This is a genomic window from Nocardia canadensis (assembly GCF_032656385.1).
GTDB classification, from domain to species: domain Bacteria; phylum Actinomycetota; class Actinomycetes; order Mycobacteriales; family Mycobacteriaceae; genus Nocardia; species Nocardia canadensis.
The window spans coordinates 338072-362909 of sequence record NZ_JAVCWB010000004.1 but is presented as its reverse complement, the minus strand read 5'-3'; the positions used below and the strand labels follow the sequence as shown (position 1 = coordinate 362909).

Sequence of the window (24838 nt, the reverse complement as noted above, 5' to 3'; positions counted from 1 at the left end):
TCGGCCTCAGGCGGTCGCGGCCTCGTGATCGGCCCGCCAGGTCAGCTCGGCGGCGACCGCCGACAGCAGTTCGGCGGCCCGCACGCCGCCGCCGAGTCTGCCGATGGTCAGCCTGCCCAGGAAGGTGTAGACCAGGAACGTGACCGCCGCCGAGGCGCCGGTCGAGGGCCGCGGATGCGCGGACAGGTAGACGATCTCGTAGTCGTCGAGGATCAGCCCCGCCGGAGCGCGGAAGGCGGGCACCGTGCCGGTATTGGTGAGCGCGATGTGCCCGGCCGTCGAGTGGACGCGGGTGGGACCGAAGAAGTCGGGAAAATGCAGCACCGACTGTTCGATCACGCCGGTGGCCAGGTCGTCGTGCAGGTGCGTGCCGATCCGGCGGGCCAGGGCGACGAGGTCGTCGGTGTCGACGACATCCGTGGTGAAGGCGGCGAGGCCGGAGATGTTCGTGCCCGCGGCCGCCGCGAGCGGCGGGTCGACTCGCCTGCGCAGGTCGACCGGGTAGACGCAGCCGACCTGGGTCACGTCGTAGACCGACGCGAACGCGCGCAGCACCGCCGCGGTGACCAGCCCGTTCACACTCACCGCGTGCGTGCGGGCCTGCTCGAGCACACGGGCGGTCTCGGTCGGGTCGAGCTGGATGCGCGCGGGCCTGGCCAGCGCGGGGGTGGCGGGCGGCGACGGCTCGACGAGCCCCACCGCGTCGGCGACGACCAGCGGCCGGGTGACGGTCTCCAGTCCCGAGCGCGGTCCGCGTTCGGTCCCCCGCTGCGCCAGCAGCGACTCCACCGACACCGGGTACTCCCGTGACCCGGCCGCGATCGACCCGGTCTCCACGTGATCGGTGTAATACCCCCACAGCCGCGCGAACAGCTCCACGCAGTGCCCCGCGTCGGCGACGCTGTGGTGCACGAACAGGGTGACCCTGGCCCGATCCTCCTCGGCCAGCACCACATCCAGATAGCCCAGCTGTGCGGCGGGATCCATCGACTCGGTGGGAATCCGGACCTCGTCGGGCTCGCCGAAACTCACCCACGCGCCGACGGGCTCGATGTGCCCGGGACGCAACAGGATTCCGTTCTCCTCGGCGTCCTCGACGATCCGGCACACCAGGATCGGGAAGGCGCGCTGCAGCGCCGCGAACGCCGCGCCGAGGGCGGCCGCGTCGAGTTCACCGCGCAGGGTCACCGAGCGCCCGGTGAAGGTGGCGTGCCGAACGAATCGTTGTTCCGACGGGTCGAGCCCCCGCAGCACGTCTTCCGGTTCCCACAGCACAACGGAAAGAGTGAGGCACGCGGCCGGGCGACGCAAACCGCCGGGTACGCACTGTGATCACCTCCACGCCCCGCAACGCGAGGAGCCCGCATCGCGCGTGGCGATACGGGCTCTGCGTCGGTCTGGTGTCAGGCGCCGAGGAGGCGGGTGGCGAGGTAGGACTCCACCTTGTCCAGGGCGATGCGCTCCTGCGCCATCGAGTCGCGCTCGCGGATCGTGACGGCCTGATCGTCGAGGGTGTCGAAGTCGACGGTGATGCAGAACGGGGTGCCGATCTCGTCCTGGCGACGGTAGCGGCGGCCGATGGCACCGGCGTCGTCGAAGTCGACGTTCCAGTGCTTGCGCAGCTGCGCGGCGAGGTCCTTGGCCTTGGGCGTCAGGTCCGCGTTGCGCGACAGCGGCAGCACCGCGGCCTTGACCGGCGACAGGCGCGGGTCAAGCCGCAGGCTGATCCGCTCCTCGGTGGTGCCCTTGGCGGTGGGCACCTGGTCGACGGTGTAGGCGTCGACCAGGAACGCCATCAGCGAGCGGGTCAGACCGGCCGCGGGCTCGATGACGTACGGGATGTAGCGCTCACCGGAGGCCTGATCGAAGTAGCTCAGGTCGGTGCCCGAGTGCTCCGAGTGCGTGCGCAGGTCGTAGTCGGTGCGGTTGGCGATGCCCTCGAGCTCGCCCCACTCGCTGCCCTGGAAGCGGAAGCGGTACTCGATATCGGTGGTGCCAGCCGAGTAGTGCGACAGCTTTTCCTTGGGATGGTCGTAGAGGCGCAGGTTGTCGGGATCGATGCCGAGGTCGGTGTACCAGGCCAGGCGGGTCTCGATCCAGTACTTGTGCCACTCGGCGTCTTCGCCGGGCTTGACGAAGAACTCCATCTCCATCTGCTCGAACTCGCGGGTCCGGAAGATGAAGTTGCCGGGGGTGATCTCGTTGCGGAAGCTCTTGCCGATCTGGGCGATGCCGAACGGCGGCTTCTTGCGCGCGGTGGTCTCGACGTTCTTGTAATTGACGAAGATGCCCTGCGCGGTCTCGGGGCGCAGGTAGTGCAGGCCCTCTTCGTCGTCGACCGGGCCGAGGAAGGTCTTGAGCAGGCCGGAGAAATTCTTCGGCTCGGTCCACTTGCCGGGCTGACCCGTCTCGGGGTCGTTGATGTCGGCCAGGCCGTTGGCCGGCGGGTGGCCGTGCTTCTCCTCGTACGCCTCGAGCAGGTGGTCGGCGCGGTAGCGCTTGTGCGTGTGCAGCGACTCGACCAGCGGATCGGAGAAGGTCTCGACGTGGCCGGAGGCCTCCCAGACCTGGCGCGGCAGGATCACCGAGGAGTCCAGACCGACGACGTCGTCGCGGCTGGTCACCATGGTGCGCCACCACTGCCGCTTGATGTTCTCCTTCAGTTCGACGCCCAGCGGACCGTAGTCCCACGCCGACTTGGTGCCTCCGTAGATCTCACCGCACGGGTAAACCAGGCCCCGGCGCTTGGCGAGGTTGGCAACGGTGTCCACCTTCGACTTGGGTGCCACGCGAGATTTCTCCATCCCTTGGGAGTCGGACAAGTATGCCGACAAGCGTATCGGCACCGGCCGACCGGTCGTGCACCGCACGGGCGAAGTAGCGCCCCGACGGCCGCTCGACGGCGGGTTCACCGTCGAAACGGTCGTCCGGCGACTGCCGATCGCCCCAGCTCAGCGCGTCACGTTCGACATGCGCACGTCTGCATGTCAAAATGGCATCGGTTTCCATTAAGGAGTTGGTTGATGACCACCGATGCCACGGCCGCACACGCGCACACCCCGTACCACTCCCCCGCCCCCGCCACGGTGCCCGCGCGCCAGGTACTCGAGGACGCGGGTGAGCTGCTGCGCGCGCTGGCCGCCCCGGTGCGGATCGCGATCGTGCTGCAGCTGCGCGAGTCGCCGCGCTGTGTGCACGAGCTGGTCGACGCCCTCGGGGTCACCCAGCCGCTGGTCAGCCAGCACCTGCGCATCCTCAAGTCGGCGGGCGTCGTGCACGGCGAACGCTCGGGTCGCGAGGTGCTCTACGAACTCGTCGACGACCACCTCGCGCACATCGTCGTCGACGCCGTCGCCCACGCCGAGGAAGGGTAATCCGTTGGCAGACAATCCCTCCGGCAAGCAGGTCGGAGTCCGCAGCACCCGGCAGCGCAGCGCGATCTCGGCGCTGCTCAGCGATATCGACGAGTTCCGGTCCGCCCAGGAACTGCACGACGAGCTCCGCAAGCGCGGTGAGGGCATCGGCCTGACCACCGTCTACCGGACCCTGCAGTCGCTGGCCGACGCGGGCATGGTCGACGTGCTGCGCACCGACTCCGGCGAGTCCGTCTACCGCCAGTGCTCGAGCGGGCACCACCACCATCTGGTCTGCCGCCACTGCGGCCGCACCGTCGAGGTCGAGGGCCCGACGGTCGAGGCGTGGGCTGCGACGATCGCGGGCGAACACGGCTTCACCGAGGTCAGCCACACCCTGGAGATCTTCGGCACCTGCCGTGACTGCGTCGACGCGCGCGCCCGCGCACAGAAGGACGAGACCGCGACGGTCTAGTTTTTGTGACTCACATCACATGATGGAACCCTCGGTTCGACAGCTCCGTCCAACCTTCACGAAGAGACCGATCCGCACGGTGGTACCGACGGCCCGTGGCCGCCTCGGCGCCGAAGGAGGGGGCAATCGTGAGCACACTCGGTGTCGAACCCGATCAACTGACAGCGCTGGCGACGACGTGGCGGCAGGAGGCCGACGAGGTCGGCGAGCTCGCCTGGACCGCCATGAGCGAGGCCACCGGCGACGGCAGTGACGTCCTGGCCACCGTCCGCGGCCTGGCCGATCCCGCCCAGCAGGCGATGTCGTCGATCGCGACCAGATACACCACCCTGGCCGGCCTGATCGACAAGTTCTCCGCCGACATCCAGGCCAAGGATGCCGAGATCGCGGGCGAGATCGGGAAGCTGGGATCGCGCTGATGCGCCCGACCCTCCCCCAGCTCGACGGCTGGAATCTCGACGGCCTGCACCGCGCCGCCGACACCGCCCGCGCCAATGCCGATGTGGTGTCCACCGCGGTCGACGACTGCTCACGCGCCGTCTCGACGGCGGGCGGCTGGCACGGCCGGACCAGGGACGCGGCGGGCCGGCGGATCGACGAGGAGGTCGACCACGGCTACGAGGTGCGCACCGTGCTGCTGCGGATCGCCGACGACGCCGACGACGCGTATCGGAGCCTGCAGCATGCCCGCGCCTACGTCCTCGATCAGCGGACGCTCGCCGTCGACCAGGGCTTCCAGGTCGAACCCGACGGCCGGGTCTCCCACACCGATCCCGAGCAGGAGGGCGCGGCGGGCGTCTTCCAGCTCAACCTGTTCGGCGGCCTCGACGAGATCGAGCGCCTGGACAGCCGGCTCGGTACCCGCCTGAAGGAATCACTCGCCGACCTGACCGCGATCCGCGACGGCCAGCCCGACATCACCCTCGCCGACGGCACCGTCCGCGACCCCGATGCCGTGGCGATCCAGCTGGCCGCGATGTCGGCCGACGAGCGGGCCACCTACCTGGCCGGTCTGAGCCCGGAGGCACAGCGTCAGCTGGTGATCGCCGCGCCGGAGAAGCTCGGCAATCTCAACGGCGTCCCGTTCGGCATGCGGATCGAGGCCAACGAGATCAACATCCGCAACGCGCTGACGACGGAGAAGGCGAAGCCGGACCCCGACGAATCACGGGTCAGGCAACTCGAGGCGATGCTCGCGCCGATCCCGAACCCCGAGGGCACCGGCACGCTCACCACGGCCGCCGCCGCGACCGGCGACAACGCGACGCCCCGGCTCGACATGGTCGACCGCAAGTTCGTGATGTTCAGCACCGAGGGCAACGGGCGGATGATCGAGATGCTGGGCTCGATGAAGGCGGGCTCGCCCGGTGTCGGCGTGTACGTACCCGGCACCTCCACCAACCTCAACGGTTCCGGCTCCAATCACGTCGCCGCCTGGAATCTCGCCGACCGGACCGACAGCCCCGTCTTCCTGTACATGGAAGGCGATTTCCCGCAGAGCCTGACCAGTCTCGACGACGGTGCGCCGAGTCCCCGGTTCGCGGCCGACATGGCGCCGAAGCTGGTCGAGTTCGGGCACGAGATCGACCGGGAGGTGGGCGCGAATTCCCCGGGCACGCCGGTGACCTATGTCGGCCATTCCTACGGCGGCTCGATCGTGGGCTCCGCCGAGCAACTCGGCCTGCGCGCGGATCGCGTGCTGCACGCCTCGTCCGCGGGGACCGGCGTGTTCGACACCGGCTGGAACAACCCGAACCCGAACGTGCAGCGGTATTCGATGACGGCCCCCGGCGACCTCATCGGGGTGGTGCAGTCGTATCCCGAAGGGGGACTGACTGTTCCGGGCGGTATACACCTGCCGGGCAACCCGCACGCATCCGAGGTGCTGGGCGGGGATCCGGACGAGGTGCCCGGCGTCACCCGCCTGGATACCGGCTTCTACAGCGGCAGTTCCGGGGAGCACGCGAACGAGGTCGTGTTCGGCGTCGAGGGGCACGGCGACTACTGGGACGACGCGGGATCGACGGCCTTCGAGAACATCGTCGGCGTCATCAAGGGCACCGACGCCATCGGCTACGTCGAGCGTGGGATCGAAACGGACTGGGTCGACATCGGATTGGGCGACAACGGCAACGGCGGCAGGGAAGCCTTCGACGCCGCGAAAGCGGCCGCCGCGGCTCGCGCTGCGTCGTCGCTGGGCATTCGGATCGACCCCTACGCACACCCGCAGATCACGGACAACCCCGGCCTCGGCCCGAGGATCGATGTCGAATGAAGTCGATGACGGTTGCCACCGTAGCCATGGTGGCGGTCACGCTCGCCGGGTGTTCCGGCTGGATCTCCGAGGGTCCGACCAATCAGCAGGTCAAGGACGCCACCGGGTTGACCGTGGCCGACGCGCGCCCCATCGTTGCCGACAATTTCGAGCTCATCTGGCCGAAGCCGATCACCGTCGAACCGGACATGGTCGATGTGGGGTCGGGCTGTCGGACCGACCCGAACTCGCTGCGGTCGGCGGGACCGCCCTGGCACCCTCGGTACGAGCGGCAGGAGCTCAACCCTTCGCAGGAGTTCATCGATCAGGCGATGGCGAATCTCGAGGCGATGACCGCCCGCGGCTTCACCCTCGTGCCCAGCCAGAATCCGGCCGAAGACCCCGTCAGCAGGTATTACCGGGACTCCCGCGGCTTCTCGGTCGCGTCGTCCCGGACGCGTGCGGGCAGGAACGACGAGGAGGTCCGGTTCATCATGGCCTCCACGTCCCCCTGCGCCGCGGAGTGACGGATCGACCGGCACGGTCGGCTGGACCCAGCACCGCGGGCCGTCGGACGACTCGGCCGCGAGATCCGGGTTCCGACTAGACTCTGCACAGCCGTCATCGCTCGGAATAGAGCGCGCAGCTGTCTACACCAGGAGGGGATGGTCGAGATGACAGTGGGAGGCCATGGGTGGAAGGCCGTCGGCATCGCCGCCCTCGGGCTGGTAGTCGCCGGTTGCGGGGGCGGCGAGAGCGGGACGGCCGCGCCGACGACCAGCGGGGTGAGCGTGGCCGCGAGCCCGACCTCGGTGGATGCCGAGGCGAAGGTGTGGGATCCGTGTTCGCTGCCGGATTCGGCGATCAGCGGAGTGGGGTTGAACGTCGGCAGCAAGAAGAAGGACGTCGCGGGCGTCGACTTCACGGGGTGGAAGGTCTGCAGCTGGATGGATCCTGGCAAGCAGTACAGCCTCGCAGTCCTCTCGTCGGAGCACACTCTCGCCGAATCGCGTGCGCGCAGCGACTTCTCCGAATGGGAAACCTTGACCGTCGGCTCGCATGCGGCACTCGAATTCCGTCAGTCCGGCGCGTCCCATGATCTGTCGTGCTTCGTTGCCGTTGAGGTGCCCAATGGATCGGTGATGTTCAGATTTCAGAATCGGGTCAGTGCGGACAATCCCCTCGCTCCGTGCCCAGAAGCTCGTCGACTGAGCTCAGGCCTGGTTCAGAACCTTCCTGCGTGAGAGGTGATCGGCCATGCACTTCAACGTTGACCCTGCGCAGTGGAACCAGCTGCTGGTCCAAGCGGAAGCTGGTCAGCTCGCTCTCGACCCCGCGATCGGCAGGGATTTGGACCGCGTGTGCGACGACCATCTGGACCGATTGGAAGAAACATTCGAGCAGGTAGCGATCGTCAGCGCGATCTCCGGTTTCGGCGACCTCAACTCCGGCAAAGCGTTGGAGCGAAAATTCGCTCTCACCGCCTCCGGCGGGGACCGGGCGCTCGATGAAGTGCTCAAGCAGCACATCGACGCCGTCCAAACGGCGAAAGAGGTTGTCGCCAAAGCGATTGCCAACTTCGTCGCCCAGGACGGCGCCCTCGCCACCGACCTCTCCGCGACCGGAGAGCCGGCGTGACCTACGACGAATACAAGAGCAGAGTCATCGCCGCGCAGGAGCAGTGGAACCAGGAGCGCACGGGCATCTACAACCGGCAGCAGCAGGGCAACTACGCCACGATCTTCGGCGGCGACATCCAGCCACCACACATCACCACGCCCGACAGCTACGACAGCATGTCGCTGGCGCAGATGCAGGCGGCCGTGGCGGCGATGAAGCCGAAGCTCGTCGATGACGCGGTGACGGCGTGGGCCAATATCGGGATGAACCTGATGGGCACGTTCTCCAAGTTCAATCAGGAGTTCGCCCGCACGGTCACCGGCGCGAACGGTCACAGCGGGTGGACGGGCGCCGCCGCTTCCGCAGCGGTGGCCGCGGTGAACAACTATGCGGAGCAGTCGATTCCGCTGTCCCAGGCGGCGACGGCGATCAGCTTGAAGCTGTCGGAGATGCGGACCGGGATCGAGGAGACCCAGGCGCTCATGCCGGGTTTGACCTCGCGCGAGTCCGTCACCGGCAAGACCTTGCCCGGTGACGGGGTGATGAAGGTCGACGAGCACAACCAGAAGGAAGCCGAGGACGAGGGCCGCCGCATCCTGCGCACCGTCTACGGCCAGGTGGCTGCCCAGACCGACAACGGCGTCCCCTTCCTGCCGTCGGCGCCGACTATCACGAGCGGTACCGGCGACAACGGCGTGACAGGCGGCAACGGCGGCACGAATACCGGTGGGACACAGGACCGGACAACCGGCGGCACGAACACCGACGGCACCACGCCGGAAACGCCGGGCGAGGGCACCTCCGCCGAGGACTCCGACACCTCGTCCTCGACCACGCCGTCGTCCACCGATACCGGGTCGACCACGGCACAGAGCACCACGCCGCAGTCCACCGCACCGAGCTCGACCACACCGGGTTCGACCACGCCCGGCACCACGACCACCCCGGGGACGACCCTGGGCACGACCGCGCCGGGAGCGGGTCGCCCCACCGGCACCGGGCGAGGCTCGGGCGGCGCACCGGGCGGCGGGTCCCCGTCGACCCCGGCGCCGGGCCGCAGCGCGCCGGGCGGTCAATCCCCTGCCGCGGCGGCCGCCGCGGCAGGTCGAGCGGGTGCGGCGAGTGGAGCCCGCGGTGCGGCGGGGATGGGTGGCATGGGCGCACCGGGCGCGCGCGGCGGGTCCGACGACGAACGGACCAAGGGCGTGCCCGACTACCTGATCACTCAGGAGAACGGCGAACTATTGATCGGCACGGACGGGCTGCGGACCGTGCCCCCGGTGATCGGCGGAGACAGCGACAGTGCAGCGGGCTGAGTTCACCGGCATCGAGTTCGAGATCCTGTGGTCGGGGTACGGCCGTGACCGTCTTCCCTACCCGTTGCAGTACCGCACCGATATCGCCGACTTCGAGGAGCTGAAGCGGCATCGGGAGGCTGCGGTCGAGAATCTGCTCGGCAAATACGATCCGGCGGTCGAGCACGCGCTGGCCGTCCTGCTCGAACCCGACGCCAGGGTCGAATCCAAAGGCTATATCGGACAGGATGATTCGAATGTGGTCCGCTTCCACGGCGCGATCCGCGGTCGCGCAGGCGCGACCCTGACGCAGGCCCGCGGCCCCGCCGAGGACGTCGGCGGTGACGTCGTCATGACCTACTGCACGGCCGATCAGGTCGCCGCCCTCGCGGTCGCGGCGCTGCCCCGCGCCAAGCCGGGCACCAAGCCCCCGGTGGAGGTCCGCCGCGAACAACTCGCCGCCGAAGAGGAACACTTCGAGTACCGCGCGGGTCAGCTCAGCTCCGCCGACCAGCTCAATCGCATCTTCCGCCGCAGACGCCACGCCTTCGGCGAGATCTCGGCCTTCTCCGGCCCCGCCGTCGACGCCCGCCCCAGCCCCGGCCGCACCTTCTGGTGGATGGACTACGACGACGGTCGCTACTACGTCAAGACCGGCGATCCCATCATCGCCGAACCCCTGCCCACCGACCGCATGGTCGCCGGCATCCGCCGCATGCTCGCCCGCGCCCAGCGCTACCACCAGGAGTTCGGGGAACCCGACGAACGCCTCGCCTGAGCTCGCTCACCACCCGCCGTCGAACAGTGCCTGCAACGCGGGCACGGGTTCGGCGACCGTCGAGGTATTCGCCACCGCGACAACGACGAACACCACGGTCAGTCCCATCGTGAGCAACCCGAGCCCGGCGAGAACGCCCCGCTCCGCCGAGGACTTTCCGGCCCGCCGCCGCCACAACACCACCGTCGCGACGGCACACCCCACGGCGACCATGGACGCGATCACCACCATCGCGACGTGATAGCGCGTGAAGTCACCGATCATCATCTCGAGCGCGGGCGACGAACCCGCTGCGGCCAGCTGCCGACCGACGTCTGTCACGGTCCCCGCGAGTTCCGGACCCACCGGGTCGTCGAACAGCATCGGCAGCAGGGAGGCGTAGGGCGCCACCGCGCCTTGCACATTCGCCATCACGGCCAGCACCGCGACGAGCGCGCACGTCGTGACGCCCGCACCGGCCGCCCCGAGGGCGACGCGGCGCCCCCACCGCGCGTCCTCTTCCCGGCCGACGGCGTTCCACAACGCGACGGCCAGCACCGTCAGAACCCCCAGCAGCACCGCCGCGATCACGGCTTTGGCCACGTGATACCGAAACCAGTACGCCACCACCTCATTCAGCGCGGGCGAGAATTCCCCTGCCCCGGAACTCCAGTACCCGACGAACGCCACCCGCAACGCGTCTCGCAGCTCCCCCTCGTTTCCGATCCCGCCCGCGGAACCCCACCCCGCCGCCATCCCCGGAACGACCACGAACGAGACGCCGAGCAGCACCGCCGCAATCGCGAGCAGCCCTATCCCCCGCCCGGACATTCGCCTCACCCGCGATACCACCGCCAGACCGCCCACGACGATTCCTCCACTCAGAAACGGCCACCGCGACACCAGCAGTCGCTCACACCGATGCTAACGAGCGCTTTCTGATGTGACACGTGCCGCGCTAGAATTCGGAGGTCGTCGGGTCGACTCCCGACCGGAGAGCGCTGTGACCGAGACCGACTACGTCGTTGTGGGAGCGGGAAGCGCGGGCTGTGCGGTCGCGCGCAGGCTCGCCGAGAGCGGCGCGTCCGTGGTGCTGCTGGAAGCGGGTGGCCCGGACGACAAGGGCTGGGCCCGAATGCTGTTCCGGATTCCCGGCGCGATCAACGTCATGCACTCGACGCCGCAGCTGAAGAAGCTGTTCGATTGGGGCGACAAGTCGATCCCGCAGCGTCACGCGCTCGGCCGCCGGATCCCCATGACGCACGGCCGGATCCTCGGCGGATCGAGTTCGGTCAACGGGATGCTCTTCGTCCGGGGTCACCGGAAGAACTTCGACGACTGGGCCGCCGAGGGCTGTCACGGGTGGGCCTACGAGGACGTCCTGCCCTATTTCCAGCGGATGGAGGACTGGGAGGACGGCGCGAGCGAATGGCGTGGGTCCGGTGGTCCGATCAAGGTCACCCGCCAGCACACCATCACCGACGCGGCGCGCGCGTTCATGGACGCCACCGAAACGCGCCTGGGTGTGCCGAGAATCGACGACTACAACGGCGAGAGCCAGGAAGGGGTCGCGGTTTTTCAGCAGAGCGCCGCGAACGGTGTGCGGTACTCCGCGGCCAAGGGCTACCTGCACGAAGATCCGCTGCCCAATCTCACCGTGCGCACGCAAGCGCGAGTGACGAAGATCGTGATCGAAGGCTCCCGCGCGACGGGCGTGCAGACCGTGGTCGACGGCGGCACGCAGGTGATCGGGGCCTCGCGCGAGGTCGTCGTCTCGGCCGGCGCGTTCGGATCACCGAAGATTCTGCAGTTGTCCGGGATCGGCCCGGCCGCGCACCTGACAGAGCACGGCATCGCCGTCGTCGCGGATCTGCCGGTGGGCGACAATCTGCACGACCACCTCTTCGTCCCCCTGTCCTTCGCGATGAATTCGGCGTTGCGCAGGCCGACGGCTCCGTATTTCCTGCGCGGTCTGGCGGCCGAACGGATTCGTCCGGGATCGTCGTGGGCCGCCGGTTCCTCCTTCGAATCCGTCGCCTTCGTGCGCACCTCGCATGCCCACGACATTCCCGACCTGCAACTACTCAGCCTCTACTGGGTGTATCCGTCGCCGAATCAGGACTCCGACAAGCGAGTCGTTCCGGCCACCAAGAAGCCGGGTCACAGCGTCTTCCCCGCCCTCATCTACCCGGAGAGCCGTGGCACCGTGCGGTTGGCCTCGGCGGATCCGGCCGCCGCACCGCTCATCGATCCGGCGTATCTGACAGCACCCGAGGACACCGAGGTGCTGCTCGAGGGCATCGACATGGTCCGCGCGATCATGGCGGGAACCGGCGACAACGAGGGCGAAATCGTTCCCGGCGCGCCCTTCACCGATGAAGCGGCGATGCGCGAAGAACTACCGAACCGCATCCACACCGTCTATCACCCGGTCGGTTCGGTCCGCATGGGTGTCGACGAGCGCGCGGTCGTGGATCCGCAACTGCGAGTGCGCGGAATCGACGGCCTCCGAGTCGCCGACGCCTCGATCATGCCGAGCGTGACCGGCGGCAACACCAACGCGCCCACCATCATGATCGGCGAGAAATGCGCCGACCTGATCCTGAAGGGCTGAGGTTCAGCCGAACGGGTTCGATCGCTCGCACTCCTTCGACGGAAACCGGAGCGATCCGGAAGGCGCCGATGTTCCGCACGAAGATTCGTGCGGAACATCGGCGGGGATGTCAGGCGGCGACGGCGACCGGGATGGAGGTGGCGTCCGGGGCGGGCGTGGGGCGGGAGCGCAGGGCGCCCAGGCCGAGCAGGGCGAGACCGGCAGCCGACCAGGTGAGCAGGACCGCGAGGGGGGCCAGGGCGCCCGCGCCGTCGAAGTAGGCGACCGAACGGAGCAGGGACGCGGCCGCGCCGGGCGGGCACAGCTGGCCGATGGTGCCCCAGGGCTGCGGGAGGAGTTCGGGGGCGGAGGTGGCGGCGGAGAACGGGTTGCCGATGAGGAGCATGGTCAGGGCGCCCAGGCCGATGCCGGGGCGGCCGATCGCGGCGGCCAGGCCGACGAGGGTGGCGGCGACGGCGAACGCGGCCAGGCCGGCGATCGCGGCCAGTTCCAGGTAGGAGCCGGGAACGATCGAGAGCCAGGTGTGGAAGACCAGGGTGCTGAGCAGACCGCCGGCGACAGCGAAGGTGACCAGGCCGACGAGCCGGGCGGCGAAACCGGGGATCAGCAGGGTGAGCAGCACACCCGCGGCGATGCCGGACATCACCAGGGGCAGCACCATCGAGCCGAAGCCGGCGCCGCGCGGGTCGTCGGGGTCGGTGGCGACGACGTCCTGAACCGGCGTGGCGGGCGCGCCGCCGAACTGCTGGGCCAGGGCGGTGAGTTGCTGGGCGACCGCGGGTGAGGCGGCCGAGGCGACCAGGACCTGCGGTGCGCCCTGGCCGGTGACGATGGCGCCGTAGACCTCGTTGTCGGTGAGCGCGGTGCGGGCGGCGTCCGCGTCGGCGAGGGTGGTGATCTCGAAGGCGTCGGGGCTGCGCTGCTGCAGCTGCTGGGTGACCTGCGCGGCCTGCGGACCGGTGACGGCGATGGGCAGGTCGCGCGGAGCGAGGTTGACGGCGGGCCAGGCGAAGGCGATCAGGAGCAGAGCCTGCAGCGCGGTGGCCGCGAGACCGAGCGCGACCGCTCGTCGAGTGATCGTCATGGCGGTTCTCCCCTTAAAGCGAATGTTCGTTCTTTTTGGTGGTTCCACGGTGGCATCGAGAGCCCGCGCTTGTCAAGAACGGATATTCGTTTTACTTTGAGTCATGCCCCGAGTCAGCGAAGAACACCTCGAACGTCGCAGGCAGCAGATCCTCGACGCCGCGCAGCTCTGCTTCGCCAAGAGGGGTTTCCACGAGACCTCGATGCAGGATGTGTTCGCCGAGGCCGGGTTGTCGGCGGGGGCCGTCTACCGGTACTTCACCAGCAAGAACGAGATCATCGCGGCCCTGGTTCTCCAGACGATGGTGCCGCTGAGGTCGCGGTTGGCCGAGATCATCCGCGCCGAGACGCCGCCGGTGCCCGCCGAAGTCGTCCGGCTGCTCACCACCGAGGTGATCAAGCACAGCGGCGCGGACGGGCCGTTGCGCTTGGCGCCGCAGGCCTGGGCGCTGGCACTGGTGCAGCCGGAAGCCGGTCTACCGGTGCGCGAGGGCATCGCCACCATGCGGGATCTGTGGCGCGAATACGTGGTGCGGATGCGCGAGCTCGGCTGGATTCCGGCCGACGCCGATGTCGACGCACTGGCCAAGACCATCATCGGGATCATGCCCGGCTTCATCCTGCAACATCTGCTGCTCGGCGACGTCGATCCGGAAGAGATGGCCAGAGGCGTCGAGGTGCTGCTGCCGATCGACCCGGCCCGGGATCGTTAGAAAGCTCACTGTTACCGACGCCAGGGAACGGGTAGGTTCGGGTGCGGCACAGGTGGGGTCGTGGGGCCACCGAACCGCCGACAATCGATCCGACCAGGGAGTTTCCTGTGGCATTGCACCGACGAACCCTTCGATCACGCGGCATCGCCGCCCTCGCCACCGCGACCGTGGCGGCCGTCCTGCCCGTCGCCGTGGCAGGCACCGCGCAGGCACGCATGATCGGCGGATTCGAGGTGGGCGGCGCGATCGAGATCGAATACGACCAGGCCGGCGGCCCCGCGCTCGGTGACCCCACCTCCCCCGAATCCGACGCCGCGGCGGGCGGCAAGTACCAGACCTTCGCCAACAACGCGGCGATCTACTGGCACCCCGACACCAACGCCAACACCGTCGCCGGGCAGATCCGCGACAAGTTCGCCGAGCTGGGCAACGAGGGCGGCAAGCTCGGCTATCCGGTCACTCGCGAGGAGTCGACCCCGGGTGGCACCGGCCGCTACAACCACTTCCAGAAGGGGTCGATCTACTGGTCGGTCGGCACCGGCGCGCACCAGATCAGCGGCCCGATCCGGGACAAGTGGGCCGCGCTCGGCTGGGAGTCGAGCCCGCTGGGCTTCCCGCTCAGCGACGTCTCCAAGGCAGGCAAGGGCGACGGCCAGTTCTCGATGTTCCCGACCGGCGCCATCTACTGGTCCTCGTCGACCGGCGCGCACGCGGTGTGGGGCAGCATCCAGGCCGACTGGATCCGGGCGGGCTCCGAAGGCGGCCGCTACGGCTACCCGACCAGCGACGAATACGACTACCAAGGCGGCAAGGCCCAGGATTTCCAGGGCGGCAAGATCACCTGGAAGCCCTCGAACTGACGCCTACGGCGCGAGCAGCCCCTGCCTGGCCCTGCTCGCGCCGGACAGCGTGAGCAGCAGCATGGTGGTCAGCGCCTGATCGTCGAGGCCCTCGGCGGGGAACGTGTAGCGCAGGATGACATCGCCCAGTTTGCCGCGCCCGATCAGGGTGACCGAGCCGAACTGGATCTCGTTGTTGCGCTCGGCGACGCGCTTGTGCAGCTGCGGCTTGAGCGGGCGATCCCAGGCCAGCACGCTGGTCAGCGACAGCACGGTGAGGCCCGGCGCCAGGGTGACCGCGCGGATCGAGCACAGCGCGCCGTCGTATTCGAAGCCGAGCGAGCCGTCGGCGTCGACGCGGACATCGATGTCCTGCATCTGCAGACAGGCGCCGGTGCGCGCCTGCAGGTCCAGTTCGGGTGTGACCACCGCGTCCATCTCGGCTCCGTCGCTCATTTGGTGCCGCCGAAGCGACGATCGCGCTTGGCGTATTCCAGGCACGCGTCCCACAGGTTACGCCGGTCGAAGTCGGGGAAAAGCGTGTCCTGGTAGACGAATTCGGCGTACGCGGCCTGCCAGATGAGGAAGTTCGAGCTGCGGAACTCCCCGGAGGGACGCAGGAACAGGTCGACGTCGGGCATATCGGGTTCGTCGAGGTACCGGGCGACGGTGGCCTCGTCGATCTTCTCCGGATCGATCTCCCCCGCCGCCACCCGGCGCGCGATCTCGCGTGCGGCGTCGGCGATTTCGGCGCGGCCGCCGTAGTTGACGCACATTGTCAGCGTCATCACGTCGTTGTCCTTGGTGAGCTCCTCGGCGATCTCGAGCTCCTTGATCACGCTGCGCCACAGGCGCGGTCGGCGACCGGCCCAGCGCACGCGCACACCCATCTCGTGCATCTCGTCGCGGCGGCGGCGGATCACATCGCGGTTGAAGCCCATCAGGAAGCGCACCTCGTCGGGGCTGCGCCGCCAGTTCTCGGTGGAGAAGGCGTAGGCGGACAGCCACTTGACGCCGATCTCGATACAGCCCTCGACGGAGTCCATGAGCACGGCCTCGCCGCGTTCGTGTCCGGCGGTGCGCGGCAGGCCACGTTCCTGCGCCCAGCGGCCGTTGCCGTCCATCACCAGCGCGACGTGGTTGGGGACCAGCTCCGGCGGGATCGCGGGCGGACGCGCACCGGAGGGATGCGCAGACGGCGGGCGCACGGTGCGGGCGGGCTTGCTCGCGGTGGAGGAGTCACGACGCAGGATCACGGCATCCATCCTGCCTGATCGTCGAGCACGGCCCGCACGGGCTCCGCGGATGGCCCGGATCGAGGGTTGCGGCGGCAGGTGCGCGACCGATCCGGCCGGACCGGCCCGCTCGCCGCGGTCGGGCCGCTCAGCCGACGCCGCCCGCGACCGAGCGGTACTCGCCCGTATCGGCACGGCTTCGCTCGATCAGCGGCAGCGTGCGCAGCTGCCGTTCCAGATGCCACTGCAGGTGAGCGGCGACCAGGCCGCTGGCCTGTCGGCGGATGTTGTCGGGGACGCCGGCGATGTAGTCCCACTCCCCCTTCAGCAGGGCGACGAGCAGGTCGAGGACCCCCGCGGCCGGGGTGCTCGCGCCCGGCGGCCTGCAGTGCACGCAGACCGCGCCGCCCGCCGCGACATGGAACGCGCGATGCGGGCCCGGCGTCGCGCAGCGGGCGCAGTCGTCCAGGGCGGGCGCCCAACCGGCGAAACCCATGGCGCGCAACAGATACGCGTCGAGGATCAGTTCGTGCGGGCGCTGCTTGGCGGCGATGGCGCGCAGGGCGCTCGCGGTGAGCGCGTGCAGTTTCGGCGCCGGTGCGCGTTCCTCGCCCGCCAGGCGTTCGGCCGTCTCGAGGATCGCGCAGGCGGTGGTGTAGCGGCCGTAGTCGTCGATGATGTCGGCGGCGAACGCCTCGACCGTGGTCACCTGGGTGACGATGTCGAGTGTGCGGCCCGGATGCAGCTGCACGTCGATGTAGGCGAACGGCTCGAGCCGCGCCCCGAACTTCGACTTGGTGCGCCGCACTCCCTTGGCGACCGCGCGCACCAGACCGTGTTGCCTGGTCAGCAGCGTGACGATGCGATCGGCCTCGCCCAGCTTGTGCTGACGGACCACCACCGCCTCATCCCGATACAACCGCACGGCCTCAGTCTTCCACGTCGACCCGACACCGCCACCACGGACACGGCGGGCCGGTCAGTCCCGCCGGAGCAGACCGGCGATGAGCAGCAGCAGGGACTGCTGGGTCTCGGCGCGGGCGCGCTCCGCGTCCTCGGCGTGCGCGACGATGAGCGAGGCTTCGGTGATGGCGCTGAGCAGCAGCTGCGCGAGGACCGGGACCGGGACGGCCGGGACGAGACCGGAGTCGACGGCGCGTTGCAGTTGGCCGGTGATCAGGCCGAGGCCGTGCCGGGATTCGAATTCGCGGAAGGCGGGCCAGCCGAGGACGGTCGGGGCGTCCATCAAGACCACACGCAGCATTTCCGGGCGAGCACAGATGTCGAGGAAACAAGCCAGACCCGCGGTCATGCCCGCGACGACATCGTCGGGGGCGACGGCGGCGACCGCGCTCGCGATCTCCGCCGTGGCTTCGGTCTCGATCTGCTCGAGTACGGCCAGGAACAGCCCGCGCTTGTCGCCGTAGTGGTGCTGCAGGGCGCCGCGGGTGACACCGGCGGCGGCCACCAGCTGTTCGGCCGAGGTCGCGGCGAAGCCGCGCTCGGCGAACAGGCTGCGGCCTGCCTGCTCGAGCGCGGCTCGGGTGGTGCGGGAGCGATCCTCCTGACTACGGCGCTGCATGCAGCCGAGTGAACTCCACGATCAGTTCGGCGAGCAACTCCGGCCGGTCCTCGGGCACGAAGGTGTAGGAGTCGTCGACGGTACGCAGACTCGCCTTCGGCAGGGCGGTGACGAGCCGCTGCGCCAGTGTCATCGGGAACAGCCGGTCCTCGGTGGACCACACCACCAGCACCGGGAAGTCGACCTCGGCGAAGCGTTCGGCGGCCGCGAGGGTGACCCGGTTGTCCACGCCCGCGGCGAAGCGACGCAGGTCGGCACGGATCGCGGCACTGCGCTGGGCGGGCCCCAGGTAGGACCGTGCGATGTCGGCCGGCAGGTGATGCTTGGTCACCAAGCCGAAGGCGAGCGGCAGCCGCTGCATCGGCTTCCACCGGATCGGCGCGAGCAACGGGGCGACCGCACCGGGCAGTTTCGCCACCTTCAGCAGCGCCGCGAACGGCTGCGGCGGGAAGACCTCGAAGCAGTCGACGGCGGCCAGCACGACCCGGCCGATCCGTTCCGGCCTGCGGGTCATCAGGATCTGGGTGAGCGCGCCGCCGGTGTCGTTGGCGACGACGGTGACGTCGGTCAGGTCGAGCGCGTCGAGGAACTCGGCGATGAGATCCGCGATGCCGGTGGGGGTGAGATCGGCGTCGGGCAGCGGGATCGAGTGCGATCCGAGCGGCCAGTCGGGGGTGAGGCAGCGGTGTCCGGCGGCGACCAGGCCGGGGACCACCCCGCGCCAGAGGTCGGCGTTGACGAGCAGGCCGTGCACGAACACGACCGGCGAGCCGGCGCCGGTGTCGTGATAGCGGATGCGGCCGGACGACAGGGCGATCTCGCGCGCCGGGCCGAGTGCTGAGCTGATTCCCATGGGGTCCTCCCCTGGTCGAATGCTGGGCCTCTTCACTGTTACATACATACGGAATGTATGTCTATACCCGAGAAATCCACCCAGGGTATGTGGACGAGCGACCAGCTCGGGGCTACGGTCGACCCCACTACCTGCAGAGACGGAGCTCACATGTCCGCGCCCGACCGCCTCGCGCCGAAGCCCTCGGCCGACCTCGGCCTTTCCGAAATGTCCGCCGCGCTCGCCGACGGCAGCGTCTCCTCCGTCGCGGCCGTGACCGAGGCGCTCGACCGGATCGAGGCCGCGCAGCCGACGCTCAACGCCTTCCGGACCGTCCGCCGCGAGGCCGCGCTCCGGGAAGCCGCCGACGCCGACGCGCGTCTGGCCGCCGGCGAACGGCTGCCGCTGCTCGGCGTCCCGATCGCAGTCAAGGACGACACCGATATCGCCGGGGAGATCACCGCTTTCGGCTGCGGCGGCGAGTTCGCGCCGAAGACGGAGGACGCCGAATCGGTGCGCAGGTTGCGGGCCGCCGGTGCGGTGATCGTGGGCAAGGCCAATACCTGTGAGCTGGGCCAACTCCCGTTCACCAGCGGAGAGGCCTTCGGCCACACTCGCAACCCCTGGGATCGCACGCGCACCCCCGGTGGCTCCTCGGGCGGTTCCGCCGCGGCGGTCGCGGCCGGATTGGTGCCCGCCGCACTGGGTTCCGACGGCGCAGGCTCGGTGCGCATCCCCGCGTCGTGGAACAACCTGGTCGGGATCAAGCCGCAGCGCGGGCGCATCTCCACCTGGCCGCACGCCGAGGCGTTCTACGGGCTCACCGTCAACGGGCCGTTGGCGCGCACCGTCGGCGATGCCGCTCTGCTGCTCGACGTCACCGCCGGACCACACCGCGGCGACCTGCACACCCCGGCGCCGATCGACGCGAGCGCCGCCGTGGGGCGCGACCCCGGCAAGCTCAGAATCGCGCTCTCCCTGCGGATTCCGTTCACCGCGACCAAGACGGCGCTGGACCCGCAGATCGCGGCGGCCGTCCACGCACTGGCGACGACGCTGCGCGGCCTCGGGCACACGGTCACCGTGGCCGACCTGCACTACGGACTGATGATCGGCGCGTCGTTCCTGCCGCGCTCGATGGCGGGGATCGCGCGCGTGCGCGACGCGATGCCGGAGGCGATCGTCGACCCGCGCACCACGGCCAACGCCCGGTTGGGCGGACTGCTCGGCGGTCCCGTGCTCGCGGCCGCACGCCGCGCCGAGCCGTTGCTGCGCACACGGATCGGCGCGTTCTTCGACGACTACGACCTGGTCCTGGCCCCGACCACCGCCACCCCGCCCCCGCGTGCCGAGGAGATCGACGGGATCGGCGTCGGGGCGACCAACGCTCTGATCACCGCCGCCTGTCCCTACACCTGGCCGTGGAATGTCCTGGGCTGGCCGAGCGTGAACGTGCCCGCCGGTTTCACCGACGCCGGACTGCCGATCGGCGCGCAGCTGATGGGTACCGCGAACTCCGAGCCGATGCTGATCTCGCTGGCGGCTCAGCTGGAAGCGGAACTGCGGTGGGAGCGGGCGCGACCCACGCCGTGGTGGTGAGTCAGAACGGGGCGGTCGGCCACCACCGGTCGTAGAGCTCGGCGCCGTTGGTGGCGCCGATAATGCTGACCAGGCAGAAGTTCCGTGCCGGGTCGTCGAATTGGACGACGAGCGCCCCCGACGTGGTGCCCGCGCGCAGACCCGGCATGTTCTGGACGATGAGCCTGCCCCGCCCCGAGGACCGCTCCCAGTTCTCCTCCCGGATCTCGGTCGCTTCCACGAACGGCCGGGCGTTGCTCGGCGTGCGGTCGCCGTTGCAGTACACCGTCATACGTTCCACGGGATCGCGGTCACCGTTGCAGCTGAGCCGGCCGACGCCGTCGTGCTGGTCGAGCGCGATCGGCCGGTGCTCCTTGTCGACGGCCGCGCACCGTGCGCCCTGGTAGCCGCTCGCGAACGGCGTACGCGGGAGCAGCTCGGGCAGAGCACGGACGATGTATTCGTGCGCGCCCCATGCCGATTCGGCAGCCGTGGTCGGCGCCGCCGAGGTCGTGGGCGCGGCGGCGGGCGACTCGTCGCGATTCAGCGCGACGGCACCGGCCGCTACCAGCGCGAGGGTGAGTCCGGCCACCGCCCCGGCGGCCAGGAGCCGACGACGGGACACCGGCGCTGTCACGGCGCGGGGCGACGGAGTCGGTGCCCAGGAGTGGCCGACCGGGACACCGGTGGGCGGGGTCCCGGCGGCGGGGCCCGGATGACCGATCGGTCCGCGCGGAGTTCCCGGACCGGCGACGCGCGCCGTCGGCGCCACCGGCGCGCCGAACGCGGCGGCCGCGGCGGCGGCCAGCGCGCCGCAGCTGGAGTACCGGTCGTCGGGATTCTTCGCCATGGCCCGGGCGATCACCGCATCGATCGCCGGCGGCAGCCCCGGGTTCACCTGGGTCGGCCGGGGCGGTGGCTCGGTCAGGTGCGCGTTGATCACCGCGGCGACGGTATCGCGCGGAAACGGCGTGCGGCCGGTGAGCAGTTCGAACAGCGTGCAGCCCAGCGAATACAGATCGGCACGATGATCCACGGCGTCGAGCCGGATCAGTTCCGGCGCCGCGTACGCCAGGGTGGCCAGGAAGGCGCCGGTCTCGGTGAGCGCGGTGCTGTCGGTGCCGGATTTGGCGATGCCGAAGTCCGCGACGAGGACCCGGTCCGGTTCCCCGGGCCGCCTTTCCAGCATCAGATTGGCCGGTTTCACATCGCGGTGCAGCAGCCCGGCCCGGTGCGCCGCGTCCAGCCCGGCGGCCGCCTCGGTGACGATGTGCAGCGCGTGCTCCGGGCGGGGCACACCGGCGCGCAGCACCGCCGCGGCGTCGGTCCCCGCGACGTACTGCATCGCGATCCACAGCGCGCCGTCGACGAGGCCGCGATCGTGCACGGCCACCACGTTCGGATGATCGATGCGGGCCGCGAGCTCGGCCTCCCGAATGAACCTCGCCCGGAATTCCGGTGCGCCGCTGTGCGCTTCGCTCAGCACCTTGATCGCGTCCAGCCGCGGCAGCCGCGGATGGCGCGCGGCGTAGACGGTGCCCATCCCGCCGCTGCCGAGGACCCGCTCGATCACGTAGCCGGCGAAGACCGAGCCGGGCCGCAGCCGTGCGGTCATCCGGCGCGCACCAGCAGGCTGTACTGAGCCGCTGCCTTCTGCTTGACCTGCCGCTCCTGCGGCGCGAACACGGTGGCGACGTAGCGGCCGTGCAGCACGCGGCAGGCGTAGCGGACGGCCGGCTGGCCGGTGTCGTCGTCGAGGCACTGGATGTCGGCCAGGCCGGCCGGACCGGTGACGGTCCGCAATCCGTCGGCGGCCAATGATCGGGTCCCGCGATCGAAGGCGCGGCGAGCCTCCACCGCGTCGGGATACCGCATCAGCCCGTCGAAGCCGATCATCGCGAACGCGTCGGCCGAGGATCGCTGCTGCCTGGTGCCGTTCAGGTAGCTCACGTTCGGGCCGTATACGACACCGCTGGCATGCAGCAGCGTCTTACCTCCGGCGATCTGTTCCCGATCGATGAGCAGCACCGCGGGCCGCGACCAGCGCCCCAGCTTCTCGGGGACCAACCGGGTCAGCATCTTCTCGCCGTCGAGCGGCAAGCTCGCGAGCTGGTCGACCGGCGTGGCGACGAATCGATCGAGTTCGGGCAGTTGCGCGTCGAAGGCCTTGCCGATGAGCCCGATCAACGCCGCGGCATCCGGCGTCGGGTGCGTGACCAACACGCTCACCACGAAGGAGCCGCGCGCGACGGTGGCGGCCATGCTCGCCACGGTCGGTCGCCAATGAGCGCGCGCGGCAGCGTAGTTCGGGATGGTGACGGCGACATTGTCGGGGCTGACCGCCGCGTCGGCGGCATCCAGATCGGCGGCGGCCTTGGTGGCGGCGGTGGAATCCGTCATGCGCAGCGCCAGCAGCGACAATCCCCTGGCGCGGGTCGAATCGGTACCGGCGACCTGGAATCCGGCGATCATGCCGTACTTGTCGAGCACGGCGCGGGCCTGCTCCGACAGCACACCGGACACCTTGGCCGGGGTCGGCAGCGGCACCGTGGGCTTGGATTCGGCGGGCAGGGACAGGGCGGCGTCGGCCCTGGCCGGATTGATCATCACCTCGCCGATCCGCACCGACTCGATCACCCTGCCCGAGTAGTCGTCGCCGTTCGGCGCCTCCAGCGGAACATGCTGGTAGGTGCCGTAGTCCAGCGTCGACAGGTCGACCCGGTCCGGTTCGGGCGTACCCGTCACCGTGCAGCCGGTCAGTGCGAGGGCGGCGAGCAGGGCGGCCGCCCGCAGTGCCGCGCGGGGATCACAGCGGCGCATCGGTCCACCACTTCTCGCGCAGTTCGGCGCCGTTGTCGCCGCCGTTGACATCGATCCGGCAGAACGAGCGCGCCGGCTCGTCGAAGTAGACGTGCAGGAATCCGGTCACGGTCTTGTCCAGTCCGATATTGCTGCCCCAGTGCAGGTTTCCGCTACCCGAGGGGCGACGCCACTCCTCGTTGCCCTCGACCTGATCGGTGCTGGGCTGCACCAGCATCCGGGAGCGGTCGGTATTGCAGACGACCGTGATCGCGACGGCGGGATCACGATTTCCGCTGCAACTCATCCGCGCGATCGGTCCCGCCTTGTCGGTCGGCACGAAGTCGAACTTCTCGTCGAACATGTAGCAGCCGGTCAGCTCCTGGTAGCCGGCGCCGAAGGGGAAGGCGGGCAGCAGGTCGGGGAAAGTATCGGCCACGAAGCTGTAGGCACCCCACGCGGTCGCCGGTGGCAGCGGGGGCGGTGAAGTGGTCACGGCCGTCCGCGATGCCGAACCGTCGGGGCCGGAGGTGAGCAATACCGCCGTCGCGAGGCCGAGGACGACGACCACCGCGGCCGCCACCTGGACGGAGCGACGGCGGATCAGCCTGCCCAGCGGCGTCCGGCGGCGCAGCAGCGCCGCGGTGAACGGGTCGGCCGCGGGCATCGGGGCGGGCGGCCAGGAACCGCCGAAGCCCGAACCGGCGGGCAAGGACGGACCGGACCGCTCCTGGGCCGGGGCGTCCTGCACCGACGGCTGCGCCCGCACCGGGGCACCAGCGGTGGCGACGGGAATCGGTTGATCGGGAGCGGAGATGGCCGTCGACGACGCCGGGTCCGCCCCGGCCGGCGGCAGCACCCGCCCGTCCATCGCGGCGCGAGCGGCCGCGGCCAGCTCGCCGCAGGAGGCGAACCGCTGCGCCGGGTCCTTCGCCATCGCCTTCGCGATCACGGCGTCGCACTCGGCAGGCAGCTCCGGCCGGATCGACGACGGTCGCGGCGGTGGCTCGTGCAGATGCGCGTACATGATGGCCGCGGGCGTCTGCCGGACGAACGGCACTGTACCGACCAGCAATTGGAACAGGGAGCAGCCGAGGGCGTAGACGTCGGCGCGCAGGTCGACCCGGTCACCGCTCAGTTGCTCGGGCGCGACATAGGACAGGGTCGCGGTGAGTCCGCCGCCCGCGGACAGCGTCGCGGTGTCCTCGGCGCGGCGCGCGATCCCGAAGTCGGTGACCAGCACCCGGTCGGCGTGCCCCGGCTCCTCGGCCACCAGGATGTTGGCCGGTTTCACGTCGCGATGCACGAGTCCGGCCCGGTGCACCGCGTCGAGTCCGCGCGCCGCCTCGCCGATGATGCGCACCGCCCGCGCCGGATCGAGACCCGTCGGGGCGGTGCGGACGAGTTCGGCGGCGTCGGAACCGGCGACGTACTGGGTGGCGATCCAGAGTTTGCCGTCGGTCTCCCCGCGATCGCGCACGGCGACGAGGTTCGGATGGGTCAGCGTGGCGGCGAGTTCGGCCTCGCGCAGGAACCTGGCGCGGAACTCGGGGTCGGCGGCGTGGTCGTCGGCGAGGATCTTGAGCGCGTCGTGTCGGGGCAGCCGCGGATGGCGGGCCAGGTAGACGGTGCCCATGCCACCGGCGCCCAATCGCCGTTCGATCAGATACCCGGCGAACTCCGCGCCCTCTGCGATACTCACCCGCCCCGGTCTCCCACGGTCACAGCACTACCGGGACCCTTCCGGCAGCGTTTCCGAATCGGTCGCCGCTGAAGCCGGTCCCCACCCGGAGGTCATGTTCGAGCGAC

26 protein-coding genes are annotated in these 24838 nt (G+C 69.9%); 14 read left to right on the top strand and 12 right to left on the bottom strand.

Annotated features, from left to right (window positions below; all coding sequences use genetic code 11):
• Nucleotides 1-6: 6 nt before the first annotated feature.
• Nucleotides 7-1275 carry a phthiocerol/phthiodiolone dimycocerosyl transferase family protein gene (locus tag Q7X29_RS10485; protein ID WP_316573925.1) on the bottom strand — a complete coding sequence of 423 codons (1269 nt, stop codon included), beginning with the start codon at nt 1273-1275 and terminating at the stop codon, nt 7-9.
• 128 nt (nt 1276-1403) lie between these two features.
• Nucleotides 1404-2804, bottom strand: a complete 1401-nt coding sequence (locus Q7X29_RS10480; RefSeq protein WP_378827429.1) for a glycine--tRNA ligase — start codon at nt 2802-2804, stop codon at nt 1404-1406.
• Here Q7X29_RS10480 and Q7X29_RS10475 point away from each other — a divergent pair.
• The 10 genes from Q7X29_RS10475 to Q7X29_RS10430 all read left to right on the top strand — a co-directional run bounded on the left by Q7X29_RS10475 (nt 2764) and on the right by Q7X29_RS10430 (nt 9775).
• Nucleotides 2764-3012 (top strand): hypothetical protein, encoded by a 249-nt coding sequence (locus Q7X29_RS10475; protein ID WP_316573923.1) that lies wholly within the window; start codon nt 2764-2766, stop codon nt 3010-3012. The genes Q7X29_RS10480 and Q7X29_RS10475 overlap by 41 nt on opposite strands.
• 11 nt (nt 3013-3023) lie before the next feature.
• A complete protein-coding gene (locus Q7X29_RS10470) occupies nt 3024-3374 on the top strand; it encodes an ArsR/SmtB family transcription factor (protein WP_218721590.1) in 351 nt (116 codons plus the stop codon).
• 4 nt (nt 3375-3378) lie between these two features.
• The gene (locus tag Q7X29_RS10465; RefSeq protein ID WP_218721588.1) at nt 3379-3828 is read left to right on the top strand and encodes a Fur family transcriptional regulator; all 450 of its coding nucleotides are present in this window, start codon (nt 3379-3381) and stop codon (nt 3826-3828) included.
• A 128-nt stretch (nt 3829-3956) separates the two neighbouring features.
• Nucleotides 3957-4247 (top strand): hypothetical protein, encoded by a 291-nt coding sequence (locus tag Q7X29_RS10460; RefSeq protein WP_218721587.1) that lies wholly within the window; start codon nt 3957-3959, stop codon nt 4245-4247.
• Complete coding sequence (locus Q7X29_RS10455) at nt 4247-6103, top strand: alpha/beta hydrolase (protein WP_316573922.1); 1857 nt, start codon at nt 4247-4249, stop codon at nt 6101-6103. Before Q7X29_RS10460 ends, Q7X29_RS10455 begins: the two co-directional genes overlap by 1 nt.
• A complete protein-coding gene (locus tag Q7X29_RS10450; RefSeq protein WP_218721584.1) occupies nt 6100-6609 on the top strand; it encodes a hypothetical protein in 510 nt (169 codons plus the stop codon). The genes Q7X29_RS10455 and Q7X29_RS10450 overlap by 4 nt, the downstream gene beginning before the upstream one ends.
• 138 nt (nt 6610-6747) lie before the next feature.
• Entirely contained in the window at nt 6748-7326 is a 579-nt protein-coding gene (locus Q7X29_RS10445) for a DUF3558 domain-containing protein (protein ID WP_316573921.1), read from the top strand.
• A gap of 13 nt (nt 7327-7339) precedes the next feature.
• The gene (locus Q7X29_RS10440; protein WP_316573920.1) at nt 7340-7720 is read left to right on the top strand and encodes a hypothetical protein; all 381 of its coding nucleotides are present in this window, start codon (nt 7340-7342) and stop codon (nt 7718-7720) included.
• On the top strand, nt 7717-9018 hold the full coding sequence (locus tag Q7X29_RS10435; protein WP_316573919.1) for a hypothetical protein: 1302 nt from the start codon (nt 7717-7719) through the stop codon (nt 9016-9018). Before Q7X29_RS10440 ends, Q7X29_RS10435 begins: the two co-directional genes overlap by 4 nt.
• On the top strand, nt 9005-9775 hold the full coding sequence (locus Q7X29_RS10430) for an ESX secretion-associated protein EspG (protein WP_218715958.1): 771 nt from the start codon (nt 9005-9007) through the stop codon (nt 9773-9775). Before Q7X29_RS10435 ends, Q7X29_RS10430 begins: the two co-directional genes overlap by 14 nt.
• A gap of 6 nt (nt 9776-9781) precedes the next feature.
• Here the strand turns inward: Q7X29_RS10430 and Q7X29_RS10425 are convergent, their stop codons facing one another.
• Nucleotides 9782-10585 carry a hypothetical protein gene (locus Q7X29_RS10425; RefSeq protein ID WP_316573918.1) on the bottom strand — a complete coding sequence of 268 codons (804 nt, stop codon included), beginning with the start codon at nt 10583-10585 and terminating at the stop codon, nt 9782-9784.
• Nucleotides 10586-10757: 172 nt separating this feature from the next.
• Here Q7X29_RS10425 and Q7X29_RS10420 point away from each other — a divergent pair, with 172 nt between their 5' ends.
• Nucleotides 10758-12368: a GMC family oxidoreductase gene (locus Q7X29_RS10420; RefSeq protein ID WP_316573917.1), complete on the top strand. Its 1611-nt coding sequence runs from the start codon at nt 10758-10760 to the stop codon at nt 12366-12368.
• Nucleotides 12369-12477: 109 nt separating this feature from the next.
• On the opposite strand, the gene Q7X29_RS10415 is transcribed toward Q7X29_RS10420, so the two are convergent.
• Nucleotides 12478-13452 (bottom strand): hypothetical protein, encoded by a 975-nt coding sequence (locus Q7X29_RS10415; RefSeq protein ID WP_316573916.1) that lies wholly within the window; start codon nt 13450-13452, stop codon nt 12478-12480.
• A 103-nt stretch (nt 13453-13555) separates the two neighbouring features.
• Between Q7X29_RS10415 and Q7X29_RS10410 the strand changes: the two genes are divergently transcribed.
• Together Q7X29_RS10410 and Q7X29_RS10405 are read left to right on the top strand one after the other, a co-directional pair.
• Complete coding sequence (locus Q7X29_RS10410) at nt 13556-14164, top strand: TetR/AcrR family transcriptional regulator (RefSeq protein WP_218715962.1); 609 nt, start codon at nt 13556-13558, stop codon at nt 14162-14164.
• Between the two features lie 107 nt (nt 14165-14271).
• Nucleotides 14272-15024: an LGFP repeat-containing protein gene (locus tag Q7X29_RS10405; RefSeq protein ID WP_308248320.1), complete on the top strand. Its 753-nt coding sequence runs from the start codon at nt 14272-14274 to the stop codon at nt 15022-15024.
• 3 nt (nt 15025-15027) lie between these two features.
• Here Q7X29_RS10405 and Q7X29_RS10400 read toward each other — a convergent pair whose 3' ends face one another.
• From Q7X29_RS10400 to Q7X29_RS10380, 5 genes are all read right to left on the bottom strand, one after another.
• On the bottom strand, nt 15028-15381 hold the full coding sequence (locus Q7X29_RS10400; RefSeq protein ID WP_255586597.1) for a YbjN domain-containing protein: 354 nt from the start codon (nt 15379-15381) through the stop codon (nt 15028-15030).
• Nucleotides 15382-15455: 74 nt separating this feature from the next.
• Complete coding sequence (locus Q7X29_RS10395; RefSeq protein WP_218715964.1) at nt 15456-16268, bottom strand: isoprenyl transferase; 813 nt, start codon at nt 16266-16268, stop codon at nt 15456-15458.
• A gap of 118 nt (nt 16269-16386) precedes the next feature.
• On the bottom strand, nt 16387-17163 hold the full coding sequence (gene recO / locus Q7X29_RS10390; RefSeq protein WP_218715965.1) for a DNA repair protein RecO: 777 nt from the start codon (nt 17161-17163) through the stop codon (nt 16387-16389).
• A gap of 54 nt (nt 17164-17217) precedes the next feature.
• Nucleotides 17218-17820: a TetR/AcrR family transcriptional regulator gene (locus tag Q7X29_RS10385; protein WP_316573915.1), complete on the bottom strand. Its 603-nt coding sequence runs from the start codon at nt 17818-17820 to the stop codon at nt 17218-17220.
• Entirely contained in the window at nt 17807-18673 is an 867-nt protein-coding gene (locus tag Q7X29_RS10380) for an alpha/beta fold hydrolase (protein ID WP_218715967.1), read from the bottom strand. The genes Q7X29_RS10385 and Q7X29_RS10380 overlap by 14 nt, the downstream gene beginning before the upstream one ends.
• A 150-nt stretch (nt 18674-18823) precedes the next feature.
• Between Q7X29_RS10380 and Q7X29_RS10375 the strand changes: the two genes are divergently transcribed.
• A complete protein-coding gene (locus Q7X29_RS10375) occupies nt 18824-20251 on the top strand; it encodes an amidase (RefSeq protein ID WP_218715968.1) in 1428 nt (475 codons plus the stop codon).
• Between the two features lies 1 nt (nt 20252).
• Here Q7X29_RS10375 and Q7X29_RS10370 read toward each other — a convergent pair whose 3' ends face one another.
• From Q7X29_RS10370 to Q7X29_RS10360, 3 genes are read right to left on the bottom strand one after another with little or no spacing between them, the layout of a single operon-like run.
• Nucleotides 20253-21845, bottom strand: coding sequence for a serine/threonine-protein kinase (locus Q7X29_RS10370; protein ID WP_316573914.1), 1593 nt, complete (start codon nt 21843-21845; stop codon nt 20253-20255).
• A complete protein-coding gene (locus Q7X29_RS10365; RefSeq protein ID WP_316573913.1) occupies nt 21842-23050 on the bottom strand; it encodes a DUF7373 family lipoprotein in 1209 nt (402 codons plus the stop codon). Before Q7X29_RS10365 ends, Q7X29_RS10370 begins: the two co-directional genes overlap by 4 nt.
• A complete protein-coding gene (locus tag Q7X29_RS10360; RefSeq protein WP_316573912.1) occupies nt 23037-24731 on the bottom strand; it encodes a serine/threonine-protein kinase in 1695 nt (564 codons plus the stop codon). Before Q7X29_RS10360 ends, Q7X29_RS10365 begins: the two co-directional genes overlap by 14 nt.
• Nucleotides 24732-24838: the final 107 nt, after the last annotated feature.

Bases quoted from the DNA above. Each gene is read 5' to 3' on its own strand.
- Q7X29_RS10425 (WP_316573918.1), bottom strand. From the start codon at position 10,585: ATGTCCGGGCGGGGGATAGGGCTGCTCGCGATTGCGGCGGTGCTGCTC.
- Q7X29_RS10410 (WP_218715962.1), top strand. From the start codon at position 13,556: ATGCCCCGAGTCAGCGAAGAACACCTCGAACGTCGCAGGCAGCAGATC.
- Q7X29_RS10400 (WP_255586597.1), bottom strand. From the start codon at position 15,381: ATGCAGGACATCGATGTCCGCGTCGACGCCGACGGCTCGCTCGGCTTC.
- Q7X29_RS10440 (WP_316573920.1), top strand. From the start codon at position 7,340: ATGCACTTCAACGTTGACCCTGCGCAGTGGAACCAGCTGCTGGTCCAA.
- Q7X29_RS10380 (WP_218715967.1), bottom strand. From the start codon at position 18,673: ATGGGAATCAGCTCAGCACTCGGCCCGGCGCGCGAGATCGCCCTGTCG.
- Q7X29_RS10450 (WP_218721584.1), top strand. From the start codon at position 6,100: ATGAAGTCGATGACGGTTGCCACCGTAGCCATGGTGGCGGTCACGCTC.
- Q7X29_RS10365 (WP_316573913.1), bottom strand. From the start codon at position 23,050: ATGCGCCGCTGTGATCCCCGCGCGGCACTGCGGGCGGCCGCCCTGCTC.
- Q7X29_RS10385 (WP_316573915.1), bottom strand. From the start codon at position 17,820: ATGCAGCGCCGTAGTCAGGAGGATCGCTCCCGCACCACCCGAGCCGCG.
- Q7X29_RS10375 (WP_218715968.1), top strand. From the start codon at position 18,824: ATGTCCGCGCCCGACCGCCTCGCGCCGAAGCCCTCGGCCGACCTCGGC.
- Q7X29_RS10480 (WP_378827429.1), bottom strand. From the start codon at position 2,804: ATGGAGAAATCTCGCGTGGCACCCAAGTCGAAGGTGGACACCGTTGCC.
- Q7X29_RS10370 (WP_316573914.1), bottom strand. From the start codon at position 21,845: ATGACCGCACGGCTGCGGCCCGGCTCGGTCTTCGCCGGCTACGTGATC.
- Q7X29_RS10445 (WP_316573921.1), top strand. From the start codon at position 6,748: ATGGTCGAGATGACAGTGGGAGGCCATGGGTGGAAGGCCGTCGGCATC.
- Q7X29_RS10415 (WP_316573916.1), bottom strand. From the start codon at position 13,452: ATGACGATCACTCGACGAGCGGTCGCGCTCGGTCTCGCGGCCACCGCG.
- Q7X29_RS10395 (WP_218715964.1), bottom strand. From the start codon at position 16,268: ATGGATGCCGTGATCCTGCGTCGTGACTCCTCCACCGCGAGCAAGCCC.
- Q7X29_RS10455 (WP_316573922.1), top strand. From the start codon at position 4,247: ATGCGCCCGACCCTCCCCCAGCTCGACGGCTGGAATCTCGACGGCCTG.
- Q7X29_RS10470 (WP_218721590.1), top strand. From the start codon at position 3,024: ATGACCACCGATGCCACGGCCGCACACGCGCACACCCCGTACCACTCC.